This is a genomic window from Desulfovibrio intestinivivus (assembly GCF_053570665.1).
The window spans coordinates 2,327,775-2,345,424 of record NZ_JBRBQT010000001.1 but is presented as its reverse complement, the minus strand read 5'-3'; the positions used below and the strand labels follow the sequence as shown (position 1 = coordinate 2,345,424).

Genomic DNA, 17,650 nt, shown 5'->3' with positions numbered 1-17,650 from the left:
ACTAATTTTTTGCGGTATTCGGCTGAAACGGAAAACATTCAAAGCGAAAACGTACTCTGGCATTAACGCGGCGCGGGGGGAGATCCCCTGAGTGAGCGCAGCGAGGGAAGGAAGCTCCCGCAGCTATAGCCGCGTTGCCCTCGTAGCATAAAGATAGTTGAAAGCCCTCTTTGGGGGTGATCCGGGGGGGATGCAAGGGGGGCAAGGGGCGAAGCCCCTGCCGAGTGTTGACCCAGTCAACACGAGCGGAAATCAGGAGTAGGTCGCGGCTTTGCCGCGCCGTAAGCGACTGATTTTCGTGCCTTACCGCCCGGCGGCGTAGACGCCGATGGCGGCCCAAAGCCCGTAAAACGGGATTTGGCATCAGGATGGAGGGGGCGCAGCCCCTAACAGGCCCCCGTTGCCCCACGCCGGGGAGGCGTCCAAAACTCCGCCGGACGGCGGAGTCCCCGTGCCCGCAGGGCAGCAAAGATTAAAGGCTCATCCCACGCCGGGGAGGCGAAACCGCGTGCCGCGCAGGCGTCCCAAATTTCGCCGGATGGCGAAATATCATACCCAAAGGGCAATAAATTCAATCGACAAGATTCATCAGCTAGGTCGTCTGCCGCACAGATGCCCAGCATCCCCCTAATTCCAGAAAACCCGCGTCATGACCTCGCACTTCCCCAGCATGCCGGGTTCAAACTGCTTTCCCTCGCCATCGCTGATGGTTATGCGCACAGGCACGTAAACTTCCGGGCGGGCCGCAGTTTCCCTGGCATCCTTGTTGTCCGCAATGGCATTGGACGGCAGGGGCTGGGGGTCGAGCCTGTCGTAGACGCGCCCTTCAAGCTTGGTGTCGTTTTTCAGGGTTATGGCGCACTTCTGGCCCGGTTTGAGGGCATTGGCGGCATCCTGCGTAAAGAAGGCCAACAGCCAGAAGGACTTTTGCGCTTCCTTGCCCTCGGGCAGCAGCAAGACCACTGGCTCTCCGCGCTGCACAGACTGCCCTGGCATGGCGATGCCACGCAGAATGCGCCCATCTTGCGGCGCGTAGAGATTGCCGTCCACAGCATTTTGCGGCACGGCATTCATGGCAGCGCCCAAGGCCCCTGCCACATATTTTGGCGCATAGCGGTTGCTTGAGGCCAACTGTTTGTAACGTAGTGCTTCCGCGCGCACTCGGGCAAGTTCCTGATCTATAGCTGCGCGCACAAGGCTGACCTGCTCAAATTCCACAATGGCCCGCTCCTTGGCAAGGCGGGTCTGAGCTTCTGCCTGTTTGGCGGCTGCGTAACGCGCGCTGCCCACAGCGCGCTCACCGCCCTGGCTATCAAGTGTGCGCAAGGCCAGCTGGGCGCGCACATGCTCCGCCACTCGTTCTTCGCGCGCCTTCTGCTTGAGGTCTTCATCATGCCGCGCCAGTGCGATGCGGCGCACCATCTCCTGTTCTGAATCCTGCGCCTGTTTGAGGCGGGCTGCTGTCTCTTCAATGCTGGGCGGGCCAGCCATGGTGCGCAGAGCGGCTGCCTCGCGCCCGGCCTCGCCCACACGGCCAGCGTATGCTTTGGCGTCCAGCCGGGCCAAGACCTGTCCTTTTTTGACGTGATCACCCTCGCGGACAGACACGGATTCGACCTTGGCGGGAAATTCGGACGAAACAGCGTACACCATGCCATCGAGCATGGCCCAGGTGCTTGTCACACGGCCAGATTCAATCCACCACCACCCGGCGGCAACCAGACAGGCTATCACCCACAGGGGCAGAAGGCGCAAAAACATGCGGCCATGCTTTTTCAACCGGGCTTCGGGCATCTGCAAGTATATTGGTTCAGACATGTCGTGTCCTGTGGGGTTGGAGCATTTTCATGACATTATCATAAAAACATGCAGATACCGTACCAGACTGCCTGCAATGCTCTTTACAAGCCGCTCGCAGACGCTTACAAATGCTGCATTCACGGAGAAGCGGCTTTTTGCCGTCAAATCTCCGCCAGGGGAGTCGACACACATCATGGTCTTATCGCGAATCTGCGCCCTGCTTTGCCTGGGCTGTCTGCTTGCTGGCTGCGGTACCACCCGCCCTGTGGTTGTGGTGGAAAAAGACGAATTCATGAAAATGGCGCATAACATGCCCAAGGAACTCCAGGCCCGTGACCTGCTGGACAAGGACGGCTCCTACACTGCCCCCATGTCGTTCAAGGGTTTGAAAGACTACGGCGACATACTTTTCACCCGCCTTTCGCCCTCATTTATGCTGCAAAACGATACGGCGCACGATGTGTATCTTGGCGAAACATTTTCCGCCACCATCCTGCCCGACAGCCGCGTGCAGCGTTTCCCCAACGGTTTCAGCATCAATCATGCCACGCAGAAGCTTAAAGTCAATATGGTCGGCATTGCGGACTGGAACGGGGACGGGCAGGATGAATGGATAGTCTCCTGCTTTGTGGAACCCAAGAGGGGTGGGCGCACCCGCATTTATTATGTGCTTGTTCCGCCGCCGCTCAATGATCAGGAAAAACTCAAGGGCACCGTGGCCGCGGTATATGAATGCTTTGGCCTTTCCTGCACGCTGTATGTGCGCGACAGCAAGGTCATTCAGCGCGATGCCGCCGATCCGCTCTTGCCGCCCACAGAAGTGCATGACGTAGTGCCCGGCTTGCAGCCTGTCACTACCCCGCCCAACAAGGCCAAACAAAAGAGCGGCGAAGGTCTGGAAGAACGCAGCCTGTAGGCCGCACACTCGCCAACCACCGCAGTAAAAGAGTCAAAGGCTGTCGGTTCGCATAGAACTGGCAGCCTTTTTTGCGTCCGAGCATCAGGCGGAGCCAGCCCTCAACTGAATTACGCGGCAACATGCGTGCGCTGGGGTCAAGTAACCCGCACAGGGCTGATTGTTTACCCCGCTTTTGCCGCAAGTTGCGCCCCCATATCAGCCAGAGCGCGGGCAAAGTGCCGCTAAGGGATAACGGAACAGTGCGGCATTGTTCAGCCGTATCGCCAGAGCCCGCTACCGCACAAATCGCTCGCCGGTGCGGCACTGTTATGACGCGGCCTCACCCTTGCGCAAAAGGCAGCACTTGGCGCTTAAAAGAGCGCCAAGTGCTGCCATGCAAAAAAACCCCGCCACGGCAGGGGTTCGGTTCGCAAGAACCTGCTTCCCTGCCCCGGCGGGGCAAAATCATTTCAAGCTAAGCTAAAGCTTACTTGAAAGCCTTTTCAAAGTTGGGCACGACCTGCTTTTTGCGGCTCATCACGCCGGGCAGCCACACGGATTTGCCTTCGGCCTTCACGCCAAAAGCCTTTTCCACCACGGAAGGATCGTCAGAAACGATCAGCATTTCAGAGCCTTCCTTCATGATGTCGGTGAGCAGCAGGAACACGCTGTGACGGCCTTCGCCCTTCACGCGGGCGATTTCGGCCTGAAGGCCAGCCTTGACGGGTTCCAGAATGGAAAGGTCGACCACTTCGAGCTGGCCGATGCCAACTTTCTTGCCGCCCATGTCGAAGTCCTTGTAGTCACGGAAGACCAGGTCCTTCATGGAGGTGCCTTCAACGGCGCTCTTGACCTTGAACATTTCCATGCCCAGAGACATCACGTCGCTCACGCCCGCGATCTTGGCCAGTTCTTCAACGGCCTTCTTGTCGGCGGGGGTGCAGGTGGGGGACTTGAAGATAACGGTATCGGAAAGGATCGCGCACAGCATGCCGCCAGCGATGCCCTTGGAAATTTCCACGCCGTAGAAGTCAAACATGTTCTTCAGCACGGTGCAGGTGCAGCCCACGGGCCAGATCCAGGCTTCCAGGGGCGCGGAAGTGGTCACATCACCAAGCTTGTGGTGATCAGCGATACCGAGCACACAGGCGGAATCCATTCCCTTGGGGGCCTGAGCCAGATCGGAATAGTCCACCAGATACAGATTCTTGCCAGCCACATCGGCAACAACCTGGGGAGCGGTGAGACCGAACTTCTTGAGCACGAATTCGGTTTCAGGAGTGGGCGCGCCCTGGGCGGCAGGGGTAACGTCCAGACCGCGCTTGCTGTACAGGTCGGCGGCGGCAATGGCAGAAATGATGCTGTCGGTATCAGGATTCATGTGACCAATAACTAATGCGGACATGACAGTCTCTCCTTCCGGTATTGTTCGGGTATGCGGTTCAGTGCGACCGCTTTGTTCTCTTTAGCACAAAGTCCTGTTCATGCCAAGGTCTTCGCACAAAAAAACCCGAAACAGATTAGTGGACACTCTACCCTAGAAAACATATCTACTTGAAAATAAACAATATTTTTAACTTAGTGATTTTTTTATTTTTTCGTCGCCTTGGGATGGGCCTTGTCGTAGGCTTCCATCAAATGCTCAAGGCTTACCTGCGTATAGCGCTGGGTGGTGGTCAATCTGCGGTGTCCCAGCAGCTCCTGCACGCTGCGCAGGTCGGCCCCAGCCGAAAGCAGGTGCGTTGCAAACGAATGGCGCAGGCTGTGCGGCGACACTGTAAAATCCAGCCCGGCCCGGCGGCACAGGCGCTCCACAATGCGCGCAGCCTCCCTGCGGTTCAGGCGCGAACCGCGCGAACCCACAAACAGAGCCTGTTCTTCCGGCAGAGCCAGGAGCGGACGCTCGTCAAGCCATGCCTTGAGGCTCTCGCACGATGTGTCGGAAAGCGGCGCAAGCCGCTCGCGCGAGCCTTTACCCATAACGCGCAACACGCGCGATGAAAGCTGCACATCATCAATATCGAGGCCAAGCGCCTCAGAAATACGCAGGCCAGAACCATAAAGCAGTTCCGCCAAGGCAAGGTCGCGGCACAGCAGGCGCGCAGATTCGGCGCTCTCTGTCCCGGCCTGCCCATGCTCCGCATCTAGCAAGGCAAAGGTTTCGTCCACATTCAGGGCGCGGGGGTGGCGCTTTTCCTGCCGGGGATTGCGCACCTGCGCGGCCACATTTTCTGTTACCACACCATTGCGCTGTTGAAAACGGAAGAATGAACGCACAGCCGCCAGTTTTCTGGCCATGGAGCTTTTTGCCTCGCCCTGACGGAACAGCCAGGCCAGATAGGCCTGCACGTGCCGCCGGGTGACGGTTTCGGGCCTTCCAAGGTTAGCATCCTGCCCGCGCAGAAATTCGATGAGTTGCGCAAGGTCGCTGCCATAGGCTTTGAGCGTGGCGGGCGAAGCGCCCTTCTGCACTTCCATCCAGGCCAGAAAGGCATCAACAAAGAGCTTTGCCCGGTCGGGGCCGAGTTTACGTTGCCCGCCAGCGGCCTGTTCCTGAGTGTTTGGCGTGGCTGCCTCGGTTAACGAACCTTGAATCGGCTTGCCAGCAGTTTTTTTGCGCCCTGCCGTTTTGGCCGCAGCAGCACCGCTCCCGGCCTTTCGGCTGGCGGTCGCGCTGTCCGGGCCATTTTGCCCGCTCTGTGCCTTGCTCATGCCGTTACCTCATAACGCGCGCCGGGCAGACGCCGCACCTTGCCCAGCATCTCAAGCCCCACAAGAGCGGCATTGGCCGCCGCAGCGCTCAGCCCTGCGGCATCAGCCAGAACATCGGCATGGGTGGGGCCATGCTGACGCAGATACTCAAGCAGACCAGCGTTGCCATCGGCGGCAGCGGCGTTTTCCGCAGCGACTCGCTCGCCCTCGTTGAGGGGCTGCACTGTGACCGCCTTGCTGCTGGTATCATCTATATTGGATGCGTTTTCGCTGACATGCTCCCCGGTTGGAGCATCCTGCCCATTGGCCTTGGCCCTACCGGGTTTCCCCGCCGTCGCGCCCCGGCCTGCGGCACTGGATTCTGATGTCTTTAGCGCGCCTGCCGCCTTGGGTGATTCCGGCGCAGGCACATCCTCCAGCAGCCCTTCCTCTTCAACAGGCACACCGACCTCGCTGATGCCAAAGGGCCGCAACTGCTCCGCCAGATCGCGCAACACATCCTCGGCGCTGAATACTGCATGCGCGCCCTGACGCACCAAATCCTGACAGCCAAGGCAATGGGCATCCAGCGCAGGCCCTGGCACGGCGTACACTTCACGGTTTTGCTCCAGCGCCAGCCGCGCCGTGATAAGGCTGCCCGACCGCTGGGCGGCCTCCACCACCAGCACACCCAGCGAAAGCCCGCTGATGATGCGGTTGCGGATGGGGAAATTGCCCGCATGCGGCAGCGTACCGGGTGCGAATTCAGAGATCAGCAGGCCCCGGCGCTCCATTTCATCAAAAACAGTCATGTTGCCAATAGGATAGAGCATATCAATGCCCGTTCCCAACACGCCGATGCTGCGGCCAACGCGCTCAAGCGCGGCCTCATGGGCAACCCTGTCTATGCCCAGCGCCATGCCGGAAACAATGGCAATGCCGCAGGCCGAAAGACAGCGCGCCATGTATTCGGCCACAGACCTGCCATGTTTGGTGGCCTTGCGCGAGCCAACCACCGCAAAACCCGGCGATTGCAGCAGGGAAAGATCGCCCCGGCAATAGAGCAGCAGGGGCGCGTCAATAACCGGGCGCAGCAGAACGGGATATTCAGGGTCTGTCCACAGAACTATGGATGCGGCAAGATCACGGGCGCGATCCCATTCTTCCCTGGCAGTGACACGCCACGAACCCGTAGCAAGTTCGGCGGCCTGCCCCTTGTTGACGCCCGCCTCATGCCAGAGTTCACGCGCCTGCACGGCGGCGTAGGCCGAGCCAAAGTGCCGCGCAAGGCGTGCGGCAGAACGCGCACCCAGCCCACGGCAGTGCCGCAGGGCAAGGCTGGCCCAGTATTCCTTGCGGGCGGCCTCGTCCATTGCAGCCAGAGTTTTACACTGCTGGCTCATGCCGCCACCGCTGTATGGCCCAGCGCCGCTGCAAAGCCCATTTTACCGGGCCAGACCACGCGACCGGGCAAGCCCCGCCGCTTCTGAGTTGGGAAACTGCGACAGCAGCTTTTTGTAGGCCTGCGCGGCACCTTCCTTGTCGCCCATGCGGCTCAGAGTCATGCCGGTTTTCAGCAGGGCATCGGCGTTTTTATGATGACGCGGCCACTGGCTGTTGACCTTTTCAAACTGCGCCAGCGCATCCTTGTACTTGCCCTGGGCGTAATACCCCTCGCCAATCCAGTATTCCGCATTGGCGGCAAAGCGGCCCTGAGGGTATTCCTGCAAAAAGGTCTGAAAACGGCCAATGCTGTCTGCGGCCCGGCCAGACATGGCAGGCTGCAAGGCTGCCTTGTATGCGGCTTCTTCGCCCTTGCCGCTCTTGGGCAAGGCTGCGGACGGTTGCGCAGGAGCTTGCGGCTGGGCTTGCGCCGAAACAGCAGGCGTGGCGGCAGCGCTTGCCGCCGAAGCAGGAGCCGAAGCAGGAGCCGATCCGGCAGCGGCTTTGGCAGCCTTGCCCTTTGCGCCGTTTTTGGCGGCGGCATCCCCAGGCAGGGGCGGCAGGCCCAGCCCTGGATGCTCGGGCGGCAGGGCAAGATCAGAGACCGGCACAGAAGGCACGGGAACATCAGGATTGCCCCCGGCTGCGGCAACGGGCGGCAGCATGGGCTGAACCGCCCCCTTTCCGCTTGCGGCAGAAGCCGCAGGGGGTGAAGCCGACTCAGGCGGCAGGGCGAAAGATGCGGCGGATGAGGCAGACGCCGACCCCGTCGCGCCCTTGGCGGCGGCTTGCGGCTTTTCTGCTGGGCTTTGCTGGGCAGCGGTCTTTGCCGCAGGAGTTTTGGGCATTGCCTCGGCTTCGGCTTTGGCAGCCTCACGCGGGGCGGCAGCGGGAATCGGCCTGATTGTGGCGGCAGGATCAAGAGCGCGGGCGTTGGGCGTTGCAGAATTTGCCGATGCTGTATTTGCGGGATTCACTGGGGGCTGGCTTGCGGGACGCTCGGGGCTGCTGGTCGCAACCGGGCCGTGCGCGGTTAGCTGGGCGCTTTCCGGCTGGGCAGGCGCAACCACAGCACTTTTGTGGGGCTGCGGCGGAATAATGGGCACCACGGTCATGCCGGTTTTTTGTCCGCCACGGGTGCGCACTTCGTAAACCCTGTTATTGAGCTGGGCAACCTGGGTATCAAGCGTGTTTACGCTTTGCTCCAGCGTGCGCAACCGCTGGTCGGTCTCGCGCAGCACCTTCTGGTTGGTTTCGCTGGTCGATTCCACCTGACGCATTTTGTCAGAAGAAGCGCACCCGGCAACCAGCGCAACGCAGGCCAACGGCACAACAATCAGTGTTTTCATCCCGGTCTCCAGCACAAGAGCATTCTTGCGTTGAAATATCGCTCAATGCATCAAAAGCCCGCAACAGACGCCCATCAAAAAAAAGTCGGCCCGGCCTTGCCGCTTGTCCGGCTGCTATAGCTGCCAGAACTGCAAACGCACAAGCCCATCAACCTGCCAACCTTTCTTGTGCCTCAACCCCGGCCATATTTCAAGAACTCTTGCAGCGGCAGCGTTTTTCAGGCAAGAACAGGCTTGCTCACGCTCGTACAGCATAACAGATACGGACAACCGGAGCGTCGCAACATCCAAAGGGCTGTTTCACGGCCTGCTGATGTGCCTTGCCCCCGGTTGCAAAACGGGATTTTGCCTTCATCCGCACGTGCACAGGGGCTTACCCGAGGCACGGCAGGCGAAGGGCGGCGATAATCCGCATGAACAGTTCCTATCCGGCATCAAGCCAGACCGGAGGCGAAGCCAGATGAATTTTTTCCAGGAAATGGCAGCGGCCCTGACAACTTGGATGGACGCGTTGCGGCATCTTGGACAGTCCTTTCCCTTGGCGCGCATGGGCCTTGACGCCCTGAGCATTGCCCTGCCGCTCGCGGCCCTGCTGGCCTTTGCGGGCCTGGGTTTCATGTCTGCCGCCGCACGGGCGCTGGCGGTTACGCGCAAGCGCGCCTCCTATGAAAAATGCGCCCGCCAGCTGGCCTTGCTCTCATTGTTGCTTGGCTGGGCGCTGCTCATCTGCGGCAGGGTCTGGCTCTTCTTTACGCAAAACTCCTATACGCCCGACTCCATCTCCGACTTCATGGTTGAAATGAGCTGGATCATGCTCGGCCTGGCCGTGCTTATCAACAGCATGTATTTTGCGCTGTGGAAATTTTTGCTCAAGCTGCCCATGCTGCATGTGGGCATGGGCGTGGTCAGCGGCATTCAGGGCATCATCGCCACCGTGGCGTCCCTGGCTGCCGCGCGCCTGCTCACGGCCCTGGCCCGCCCCGATGCAGACTTGCTGACCCTTGGGCACATTTATGTTCCCGGTTTTGGAACCCCCTTCTGGTGCGCCCTTTTCTGGTCGTTGCCCCTGATGCTGGCCGTGGCAGGCGGCATGGGCGCTTTCTGGCTTGTGCTGCGCCGCAAATACGACGATTTTGGCCGCGACCACTACAATACCATGCTCCCCTGGTGCGCCACATGGGCGCGCAATGCCTGGGCTGTTTTCTGGGTTATTTTGCTGGCATCCTCGGTGTTTGACGTGCAGAACGCATGGCAAAACGACACCTTTACCGTCACTGACGCCATCATGGAAAGCGCAGAGCTGCTGCTCTGGCTTGCTCCGGCCCTGCTCTGGACATTCGTGGCCCGCAGCGCCACCCCCATGCGCCACAAGATCACCCTGCTGGCCGCGCTGGCGCTGGCGGTTGCCATCATGCTGCCCTTCTACCTCAACATGACGGAAATCACCCTGCCTCCGTCCATGACCGATATTGTGCAGTAACGACAACTTGTCACATTGATATGACGTAAAAACCCCGCCTCACGGCGGGGTTTTTCATATCTGCGCCGCGGGCAAAACTGGGCATGCGCGCCAAGAATTTTTCTGCGGTAGTGGGAAATTATTTTTTGCCGTACTGCCTGCGCCATTCATCCAGAAACAGCAGGGCAGCCTCTGTTTCCGTCAGTACACCGCTACGGGCGCGCAAGGCATTGATGACATCGTCAAATCCGGCATTGGGGCCAAGGCCAAGCCCCTGCACCACCGCCGCCATGTCCCTGCGAATCTCCGGAGTGAGCGCGGCCTCCACATCAGGCGGCATGCCGCCGGAAGACTCCAGCTCAAGCGGCCAGGGGCCGAGGCGCTGCTCCACAAAATCAAGCAGGGCGGCCATGCGCTGCTCATACGTATGATCGCGCAACACCCGCTCCCTTGCGCGGGCGGCAAAGGCATGGCGCTCGTCCGGATGGGCCAGAAAATACTCGATGCCCGCGTAAAATTCTTCCAGCGTGCCAAAGGTTGCCAGTTCATCCTGCGCAAACAGCTCGGGCATGAGCGCCCGCCTGTCCACAAGCTGAAAGGCCCCCATGCACGCCAGTTCAAAAGTGCGAGGATTGACAAAATCCCCCTTGCTCACAAGCTCCGCAGTGCCGAGGCTCGAGTGCAGATTCAGGTTGACGCGCGTGGCATTGTAGATTTTGACGCTCTCATCCGCATCAATGCGTGCGCCGCCGCGCTGCACGTGGGGCGCAAGCAGGCTCTCGCCGTCCCAGTCCGACCCCCAGATTTTAAAATCACGCCCTACCAGCTGACGAAAAGCCAGCCGCCGGTTGGGGTAACCCGCGCCAAGAAAGCCGATATCGGCCCCGTATTCGCGCTTTTCCTGCTCGGTCAGTTCCAGAGGCTTGTGGAAATCCGGCTGGGCCGCCAGCGGCAGATACAGGGAGTTGCCCTGCCCGATGCCCGAGAGCATGGATAAAAAAGGCTCTTTCTGGATAACGGCAAAAACATCGTACAGCGGTGCGTAGGCCTTCCAGTAGTCAAAAACCTCGTGGTCTTCCACAAACCACATGGCCGTGCGCACGCCCGACCGGCGCAAACGCTGCAACAGGCTGCGCCCTATGGGAGCCTGCGCCAGAGCCAGCACCAGATGCGGCTCCTGCGCCTGCACCTGCGCCCACACGGCCTGCGAAACCACCTGCAAAAAAGAATTTTCCAGCTGGGCTGTCTGCGCAGGGGCCAGCCCAAGGCCGCGCAGTCCGGTAAAAGCCGGGTGCAGCAAGGGCGCCTCAAACACGCGCACACTGTGCCCTAGCCCGCTGAGAGCGCTGGCGCAGTAACGGCCGATGGGCAGCGAGCCGCCGTACATGGGCAGCACCACAAGAATTCGCAGAGGAGCGGCGGGCATCAGCAGTATCTCCCTGGCGGCAACATCCAGTCCGCATCGTTATAAAGCCATTCGTCAAGATTCGGAGCTTGCGGGGCAAGGGCGGCGCTTTCGTCCAACATGGGCAGATGCAGGCGCGCAGCCAGAAAATCGCGCACATACCTGCGCTCTCGCGCATGCGGGTCACAGCCCGCGAGCAGGTGAGGCAGCGTGCCCAAGGCGTCCATGCCCGTGCGCCACAACTGCAAATCCGCTGGCAGGGGCGGCCATGATTCCGCCTGTGCGGTGGCTGAGGGCGCGCCCGATTTTATGCAAGCAAGCACTGCGGCAATGGAGCGCAAGAGCTCCACCTGTGCCAAAGGCTGACCACAGGCCACATCGTAGGGGCAAGGGGCGGTTTCCAGGCACGGCCCGCAGGTGCGCGCCGTCTGCCATACATAATGGCCCACGCCGTATGGCCCGGTTTCGTGCAGCCAGGCCGAAGAAAGGAAAAAACCAAGCACAGGCACGCCAAGGTGTGCGCCAAGGTGCATGATGCCTGTATCGGGCGTGATCAGCGCATCCAGCTCGTTTACAACGTCCACAAGGCCGGGCCAGTCTGTTTTGCCGCTGCAATCTTCAACCCTGTCGAGCATCTTGCCGGGCAAATGCCGCATGAGCTGACGGGCTGCGGGCTGCTCCGCCTTTGAACCCAGCAGGCGCACTCGCGGCCCCCCCATTGCCCCAAAGGCCGTGCGCACCACCTCGGCCAGCACGGGCACGGGCAACGAGCGGCGAGATTCCCGCCCAGCCAGCACCACGCCAAGCCCTCGCCCGCCGGGGGTCGCCTCGGGGTTGACCCTGCGAGACTCAACCGGTTCTGGTGCGAAATGCGCCCAAAAATCCACAAGATTCAGCGTTGCCAGCGCGCGCCGTTCACTGAGGCGGAAGCCAAGCCGCGCCCAGGGCGAACGCGAAATCCCCCCGGACTCGGGCCGATACCCCTGAACCTGTTCTGCCTCAAAAACTCGGCACAGGGCCGCAGTAGTGCCGGAAAAATTGCAGTTGTACACGGCTTCAAAGTGCAAGCCCTGCCAACGGACCAGCACAGCGGTGCTGCGCGCCAACGCCTCTGCCTCGGGCCTGCCGTGCACCGACAGGGCGTGCAATTCGGCAAAGGGATAGAGCACCCTGGCCAGCGGAACCAAACTGGCATCCACGGCAAGATGAACCTCGCCGCGCAAAGCCAGACTCAGCAACAGGCGCTTGGTCTGCACCAGATCGCCAAAGCGCGCCGCCTGTATGACCAGAAATTTGGGCATGTCGTTCCGTATGGTTGTTGATGGCAGTAGTCAGTTAATGGCCGAAACATGCGTAAAACTGCCAATTGCCCACAATCTAAGGCAATCTGCCCACCGAGGCAAGCAATGTGGGGCGCAACTGCGCTGCACAACAATTGAAGCTGCGCAAAGACGGCAGCGCGCTGGCCCTTTGCAAAATATTTCGCACTGCTGTATGCTCACCTTCAAGCTTCTTTCACCATCTGGATCACACATGCGCGCACAACAGCCCACCGCCCCGCTCTACCCCATATTTATCTCGCTTTCAGGCATCCGCTGTCTGGTGGTCGGCCTTGGTCAGGTGGGGCAACGCAAACTTTCCGGCCTGCTGGCCTGCAATCCGGCATCCGTGCTGGTGCTCGACCTTGCCGGGCCTGCGCCGGAATCAGCGCCGGAAGCGGCGGAACTGCTGCGCGACCCAAGGGTACGCTTTGAATGCCGCGCCTGCGAGGCTGCCGACCTCAAGGGCTGCGGGTTGGTATTTGCCGCCACGGGCAGCGCTGCGGAAAACAGCCGCATTGCCGCTCTGTGCGCCGCAGCGGGTGTTTTGTGCAACAGCGCGAGCAATCCGGATGAAGGCTGTTTTCAGGTGCCTGCCGTGGCCCGCAGCACCCCGCTTGCGGCGGGGCTTTCCACTGGTGGGGCAAGCCCCGCGCTGGCCCGCCGCTGGAAGGGCGAACTTGAGCGCTGGCTTGAACCGCGTTCGCGCATGGCAACCCTGATGGGTCGGCTGCGGCCACTGGTTCTTGCCTTGGGGCAAGATACAGGGCAGAATACCGGATTGTTCCGCAAGCTGGCAGAATCGCCTCTGCAACAGTGGCTGGAAGAACACGACCATGAAAACTGTACGCGTTATTTGCAGGCGGCGCTTCCGCCCGCACTGCACGCCAATATAGCGGAGTTGCTCCATGATCTCCCCTGAATTTTCCACCGCCGTAACCCTGCTGCTCTATGGCTCCGCCAGTGTTGCAGGGCTTGCGGGCATTGCCGCGCGCAGCGCCCTGTGGCGCAAGATAGGCTGTAGCGTGGCGCTGGCGGGCTTTGCCTGTCAGACGCTCATGCTCTTTCTGGGCTTTCACAAGGCTCTGCCCGGCGGCCTGAGCGCTGGCGCGTACTTTCAGCTCATGGCCTGGTTTGTGGTGCTCTGTGGCATTGCCGCCTGGGCCAAGCTGCGGCAGGAGATTCCGCTGGTATTCGCCACGCCGCTTGGGCTTATGCTCTTTGCCATGTCGGCCCCGTATCTGGCCTCAGTGGTGCAGGTACCGCCCTCGCTCAACACCTCATTTTACGCCCTGCATATCGGCACGCTCTTTTTGAGCCTTGCCCTGCTGGCGCTGGCTTTTGCCGCCGGTGCGCTCTTTCTGTTCATGGAGGGGCGCATCAAGAGCAAGCTGACCATGAAGGGCTTTTGGCTCGACATGCCCGCCCTCTCCATGCTTGATAAAATCAACGCCATCACGACCATGATCGGCTTCCCCATGTATACTCTGGGCATCGTTTCCGGGCTTATCTGGGCCAAGCCGGTATTTGGCGGCACGGTGACGGGCGACCCCAAGGAAGTTATCAGCATTGTGATCTGGCTGTTCTACTCCGTGCTTTTCCACAACCGCCTCACCAAAGGCTGGAAGGGCCGCAAGCCTGCGCAACTGGCTGTTTTTGTATTTATTCTCTGCCTCTTTTCAATCATTGTGGTGAATACCTTCATGGAAACACACCACGCATTCATCCGGCGCTGACCGGGCTATCATCATGGACTGTGATATCTTTCTTGTCGGCCTGAATCATCGCACTGCCAGCGTGGACGTGCGCGAGCGCTTTGCCCTGGTCAACCACTGCGATGAAGAGCATTGGGCCGTGCCGTGTGTTGGCGCGGTGAGCGAAAGCGTGATCCTTTCCACCTGCAACCGCGTGGAGCTGCTGGCCGCCGGCAACGGCGACGTGGCCGGACAGGTGCTTGAAAACTGGGCCGTTGCGCGCGGCGCAAAGCCCGAAGAGCTCAAGCCCTACGTCTACGTGCACAAAAATCTGGAAGCGGTGCGCCATCTGTTTTCTGTGGCGTCCAGCCTTGATTCCATGGTGCTGGGCGAACCGCAGATTCTGGGCCAGCTCAAAACCGCCTACCGCAAGGCGGTCAAATGCCACGCCACGGGCGTTATACTTAACAGACTGGTACACAAGGCTTTTTCCGTAGCCAAAAGGGTACGCACAGAAACTGCGGTGGCCTCCAGCGCGGTTTCCATCAGCTATGCCGCCGTGGAGCTTGCCAAACGCATTTTTGGCGACATGAAGACCCACAAGGCCATGCTGGTGGGCGCGGGTGAAATGGCCGAACTTGCCGCCATGCACCTTTTGCAGTCGGGCATTGATGAAATTCTGGTTGCCAACCGCACTCTTGAGCGCGGGCAGGAGCTGGCAAAGCAGTTCAAGGGACGGGCCATCCCCTTTGAAGACATGGCTGAGCATCTGACAGAGGTGGACATCATCATCACCTCCACCGGCTCGCAGGAACCCATCATCCGCGCGCGCGACATTCGCGCAGTGCTCAAGGCCCGCAAGAACAGGCCCATGTTCTTTATCGACATTGCCGTGCCGCGCGACATCGACCCGGACGTCAATGGCCTCGACAACGTCTATCTGTACGACATTGACGACCTCAAGGAAGTGGTGGAAGAAAACCTCGCCACCCGCCGTGATGAGGCCGCCAAGGCCGCGGATATCGTCAACGAGGAAGTGCTGCTGTTCTCCCGCTGGCTTTCAAGCCTTGATGTGCAGCCCACCATCGTTGACCTCATCCAGCGCGGCGAGCGCATGGGACAGGAAGAACTGGTCAAGACCCTCAAAAGGCTCGGCCCGGTGAACGATGAAACCCGCGATGCCCTTGAGGCTCTGGTGGGTGCGCTGGTGCGCAAGCTCAACCACGACCCCATCATGTTTCTCAAGCGCGGCAGCATGTCCCAGGAGGGCAACGGCCCGCGCATCAGCATTGCGCGCCGTATTTTCAATCTGGATAAAACTGGCTGCCCTTATTCGGAGGAACATTGATGCGCTGGTACGGAATTGATGACATTACGGAAGAAGATACCGCAAAGCTGACCGCCACCCTCACCCAGATGGAGCTTACCTCGGGCATGGACGGCCTCTTCTGGCTGCCCGTTCCCGCCGACATGCTCTCGCCTGTGCAGCAGGAGCATGAGGAAAGCTGCGGCCCCCACGTTATGGGCCTTGAAATTGAAGAAAATTTTGTGCGCCTTGAACTGTTGGTGCGCGCGCGTGGCCGTATGCGCTGCGAGTGCGTGCACTATGCCTCGCCCGAACTGCGCGACCGCATGATCGTATGGCTTGAGAACCTGCTGGCCGAGCTGGGCATCAATCCGGCTTAGGGGCGGCACATGCTGCTCCCCAAAGCCCTCCCGCACTGGGCATTCCCAGCCTCGCAGACTCAAATCTCTCAGGGCCGACATTTTGCCCATACATCCTTGCCGCAGGCATGCCATGATCAAATCCGCGCCTACGCTGCAAAACATCCCGCCCGCTGCGGCCCGTCTTTGCCTTGAGGTGGAACGATTCTGCCTGACGCGGCTTGGGCTTGCAAAAGGTTCGCGTCTGCTGCTGGCCCTCTCCGGCGGAGCAGATTCCACGGCGCTGGCCTTTGTGCTGCACCTGCTGGCTCCACGGTTGGAGCTGAGCCTCCACGCCCTGAGCGTTGACCACGGCTTGCGGGACGAATCTGCGCAAGACGCTGTATTTACACTCCAGTTATGCAACATCCTGAACATCCCCTGCATCGTGCGGCAAGCCGATGTGCGCAAGCTTGCCGAAAACAGCGGCATTGGCATTGAAGATGCCGCCCGTCGGTTACGCTATGCCCTGCTTGAGCAGGAACGCGTTGCCGTGAGGGCCGACTTTATCGCCCTTGGGCACCACGCAGGCGATGTGAGCGAGGACGTGCTGCTGCGCCTCACGCGGGGCACAGGCTGGCCCGCCCTTGGCGGCATGGCCGCCCGCGATGACGAGCGCCATATGCTGCGCCCCCTGCTGGCAACGGACGCGCAAGCGTTGAGAACATTGTTGGTCGAATGCGGCATTGACTGGCGCGAGGATGCCAGCAACCAGAGCCGCCACTACAAGCGCAACAGGCTGCGGCTGGATGTGCTGCCCCTGCTGCGCGAAGAAAATCCCTCCCTAGACCGCACCCTGCATGATCTCTGGCAAATGGCGCGCATGGATGAGGATTACTGGAATACGGCGCTAGACGCGGCTCTGGCAGAACATCCGTGGATTGTGGGGAAGGATGACGCTGAGCTGCGGAAGAATGAAAACACCGCCAAAGGCCCCAGCCTGATCTTGCCCGCGAGGTTGCTGGCGGGGCTGCACCCGGCTGCCCGATTGCGCCTGTATGTACGGGCTGTACGGTTTTTGTGCCGCCCTGCGGCGGGGAATGCTGACGAGGATTCTGACAGTACGGGACAGATTCACGGTCAGGCACGGGCACGCACATTGCTGGCCTTGGATGATGCCCTTGCCAAGGGGCGGGGGAATACGCGGTTTCAGTTGCCCGGCGGGCTGGAAGCGTATTTGAAAGGTGGAAGTGTTGTTTTTCGCCGCTGCGCGGCTGGCAGATAACGGATTTTTGCTGCCCTTAGGGCACGATATCTTGCCCTCTGGCGTGCGAATGCTTGAGTATGCTGCCCTTCGGGCACGGAGTTCCGCCTCTCGGCGGAGTTTGGGACGCCTGCGCGGCGCGCGGCAAGGCGGGGCCGGTTATGGGGCTACGCCCCCTTCATCCTGATGCCAAATCCCGTTTTACGGGCTTTGGGCCGCCATCGGCGTCTACGCCGCCGGGCGGTAAGGCACGAAAATCTGTCGCTTACGGCGCGGCAAAGCCGCGACCTACTCCTGATTTCCGGTCGTGTTGACGTTGCCAACACTCCGTCGGGGCTGCGCCCCTCCTTGGCCCCCTCTGCACTCCCCCCGGAACACCCCCTTAAGAGGGCTTCCAACTTCCGAAAAACGACGAGGTCAACGCGGCTATGGCTGCGGGAGCTTCCTTCCCTCGCTCCGCTCACTCAGGTGATCTCCCTCCGCACCGCTCACTCAGGTGATCTCCCTCCGCACCGCGTAAATGCCAGAGTCCGCTTTCTCTTTGGATGATTTCCGTTTCAGCCAACAATCATTTGCCTATTAAACCGTTGAAAAATCGCTTTGATTCACTTTCTCCCGTCTTAAATTTACTGTAAGCTTCTAGGCTACAAAATAAGAGACAAACAGAAAATCTGTATCCTACTA

At 60.4% G+C, this 17,650-nt stretch carries 14 protein-coding genes; 7 read left to right on the top strand and 7 right to left on the bottom strand.

Going from position 1 to position 17,650, the window contains the following annotated elements:
- Positions 1-627: 627 nt before the first annotated feature.
- Positions 628-1,818 (bottom strand): HlyD family secretion protein, encoded by a 1,191-nt coding sequence (locus tag ACUZ9P_RS10175; RefSeq protein WP_449249608.1) that lies wholly within the window; start codon positions 1,816-1,818, stop codon positions 628-630.
- Between the two features lie 175 nt (positions 1,819-1,993).
- Here ACUZ9P_RS10175 and ACUZ9P_RS10170 point away from each other — a divergent pair, with 175 nt between their 5' ends.
- The gene (locus ACUZ9P_RS10170; RefSeq protein ID WP_192111493.1) at positions 1,994-2,716 is read left to right on the top strand and encodes a hypothetical protein; all 723 of its coding nucleotides are present in this window, start codon (positions 1,994-1,996) and stop codon (positions 2,714-2,716) included.
- 469 nt (positions 2,717-3,185) lie between these two features.
- Here ACUZ9P_RS10170 and ACUZ9P_RS10165 read toward each other — a convergent pair whose 3' ends face one another.
- The 4 genes from ACUZ9P_RS10165 to ybgF form a co-directional block, all read right to left on the bottom strand.
- Positions 3,186-4,103: a manganese-dependent inorganic pyrophosphatase gene (locus ACUZ9P_RS10165; RefSeq protein WP_291442438.1), complete on the bottom strand. Its 918-nt coding sequence runs from the start codon at positions 4,101-4,103 to the stop codon at positions 3,186-3,188.
- A gap of 185 nt (positions 4,104-4,288) precedes the next feature.
- The gene (locus ACUZ9P_RS10160) at positions 4,289-5,410 is read right to left on the bottom strand and encodes a tyrosine recombinase XerC (protein ID WP_449249607.1); all 1,122 of its coding nucleotides are present in this window, start codon (positions 5,408-5,410) and stop codon (positions 4,289-4,291) included.
- Entirely contained in the window at positions 5,407-6,792 is a 1,386-nt protein-coding gene (gene dprA / locus ACUZ9P_RS10155) for a DNA-processing protein DprA (RefSeq protein ID WP_449249606.1), read from the bottom strand. Before dprA ends, ACUZ9P_RS10160 begins: the two co-directional genes overlap by 4 nt.
- A gap of 42 nt (positions 6,793-6,834) precedes the next feature.
- The gene (gene ybgF, locus ACUZ9P_RS10150) at positions 6,835-8,181 is read right to left on the bottom strand and encodes a tol-pal system protein YbgF (RefSeq protein ID WP_449249605.1); all 1,347 of its coding nucleotides are present in this window, start codon (positions 8,179-8,181) and stop codon (positions 6,835-6,837) included.
- Between the two features lie 460 nt (positions 8,182-8,641).
- On the opposite strand from ybgF, the gene ACUZ9P_RS10145 reads away from it, so the two are divergent.
- Positions 8,642-9,661 carry a hypothetical protein gene (locus ACUZ9P_RS10145; RefSeq protein WP_449249604.1) on the top strand — a complete coding sequence of 340 codons (1,020 nt, stop codon included), beginning with the start codon at positions 8,642-8,644 and terminating at the stop codon, positions 9,659-9,661.
- A 118-nt stretch (positions 9,662-9,779) separates the two neighbouring features.
- On the opposite strand, the gene ACUZ9P_RS10140 is transcribed toward ACUZ9P_RS10145, so the two are convergent.
- Both ACUZ9P_RS10140 and ACUZ9P_RS10135 read right to left on the bottom strand, forming a co-directional pair.
- A complete protein-coding gene (locus ACUZ9P_RS10140; RefSeq protein WP_449249603.1) occupies positions 9,780-11,066 on the bottom strand; it encodes a CgeB family protein in 1,287 nt (428 codons plus the stop codon).
- Positions 11,066-12,346, bottom strand: a complete 1,281-nt coding sequence (locus ACUZ9P_RS10135; protein WP_449249602.1) for a glycosyltransferase family 9 protein — start codon at positions 12,344-12,346, stop codon at positions 11,066-11,068. The genes ACUZ9P_RS10140 and ACUZ9P_RS10135 overlap by 1 nt, the downstream gene beginning before the upstream one ends.
- 232 nt (positions 12,347-12,578) lie before the next feature.
- Between ACUZ9P_RS10135 and ACUZ9P_RS10130 the strand changes: the two genes are divergently transcribed.
- The 5 genes from ACUZ9P_RS10130 (at position 12,579) to tilS (ending at position 16,987) form a co-directional block, all read left to right on the top strand.
- Positions 12,579-13,286 (top strand): precorrin-2 dehydrogenase/sirohydrochlorin ferrochelatase family protein, encoded by a 708-nt coding sequence (locus tag ACUZ9P_RS10130; RefSeq protein ID WP_449249601.1) that lies wholly within the window; start codon positions 12,579-12,581, stop codon positions 13,284-13,286.
- The gene (gene ccsA / locus ACUZ9P_RS10125) at positions 13,273-14,100 is read left to right on the top strand and encodes a cytochrome c biogenesis protein CcsA (protein ID WP_449249600.1); all 828 of its coding nucleotides are present in this window, start codon (positions 13,273-13,275) and stop codon (positions 14,098-14,100) included. Before ACUZ9P_RS10130 ends, ccsA begins: the two co-directional genes overlap by 14 nt.
- Positions 14,101-14,113: 13 nt before the next feature.
- On the top strand, positions 14,114-15,406 hold the full coding sequence (gene hemA / locus ACUZ9P_RS10120; RefSeq protein WP_449249599.1) for a glutamyl-tRNA reductase: 1,293 nt from the start codon (positions 14,114-14,116) through the stop codon (positions 15,404-15,406).
- Positions 15,406-15,744: a hypothetical protein gene (locus tag ACUZ9P_RS10115; RefSeq protein WP_449249598.1), complete on the top strand. Its 339-nt coding sequence runs from the start codon at positions 15,406-15,408 to the stop codon at positions 15,742-15,744. Before hemA ends, ACUZ9P_RS10115 begins: the two co-directional genes overlap by 1 nt.
- Positions 15,745-15,856: 112 nt before the next feature.
- Positions 15,857-16,987: a tRNA lysidine(34) synthetase TilS gene (tilS, locus tag ACUZ9P_RS10110; RefSeq protein ID WP_449249596.1), complete on the top strand. Its 1,131-nt coding sequence runs from the start codon at positions 15,857-15,859 to the stop codon at positions 16,985-16,987.
- The last annotated feature ends 663 nt before the right edge of the window (positions 16,988-17,650 follow it).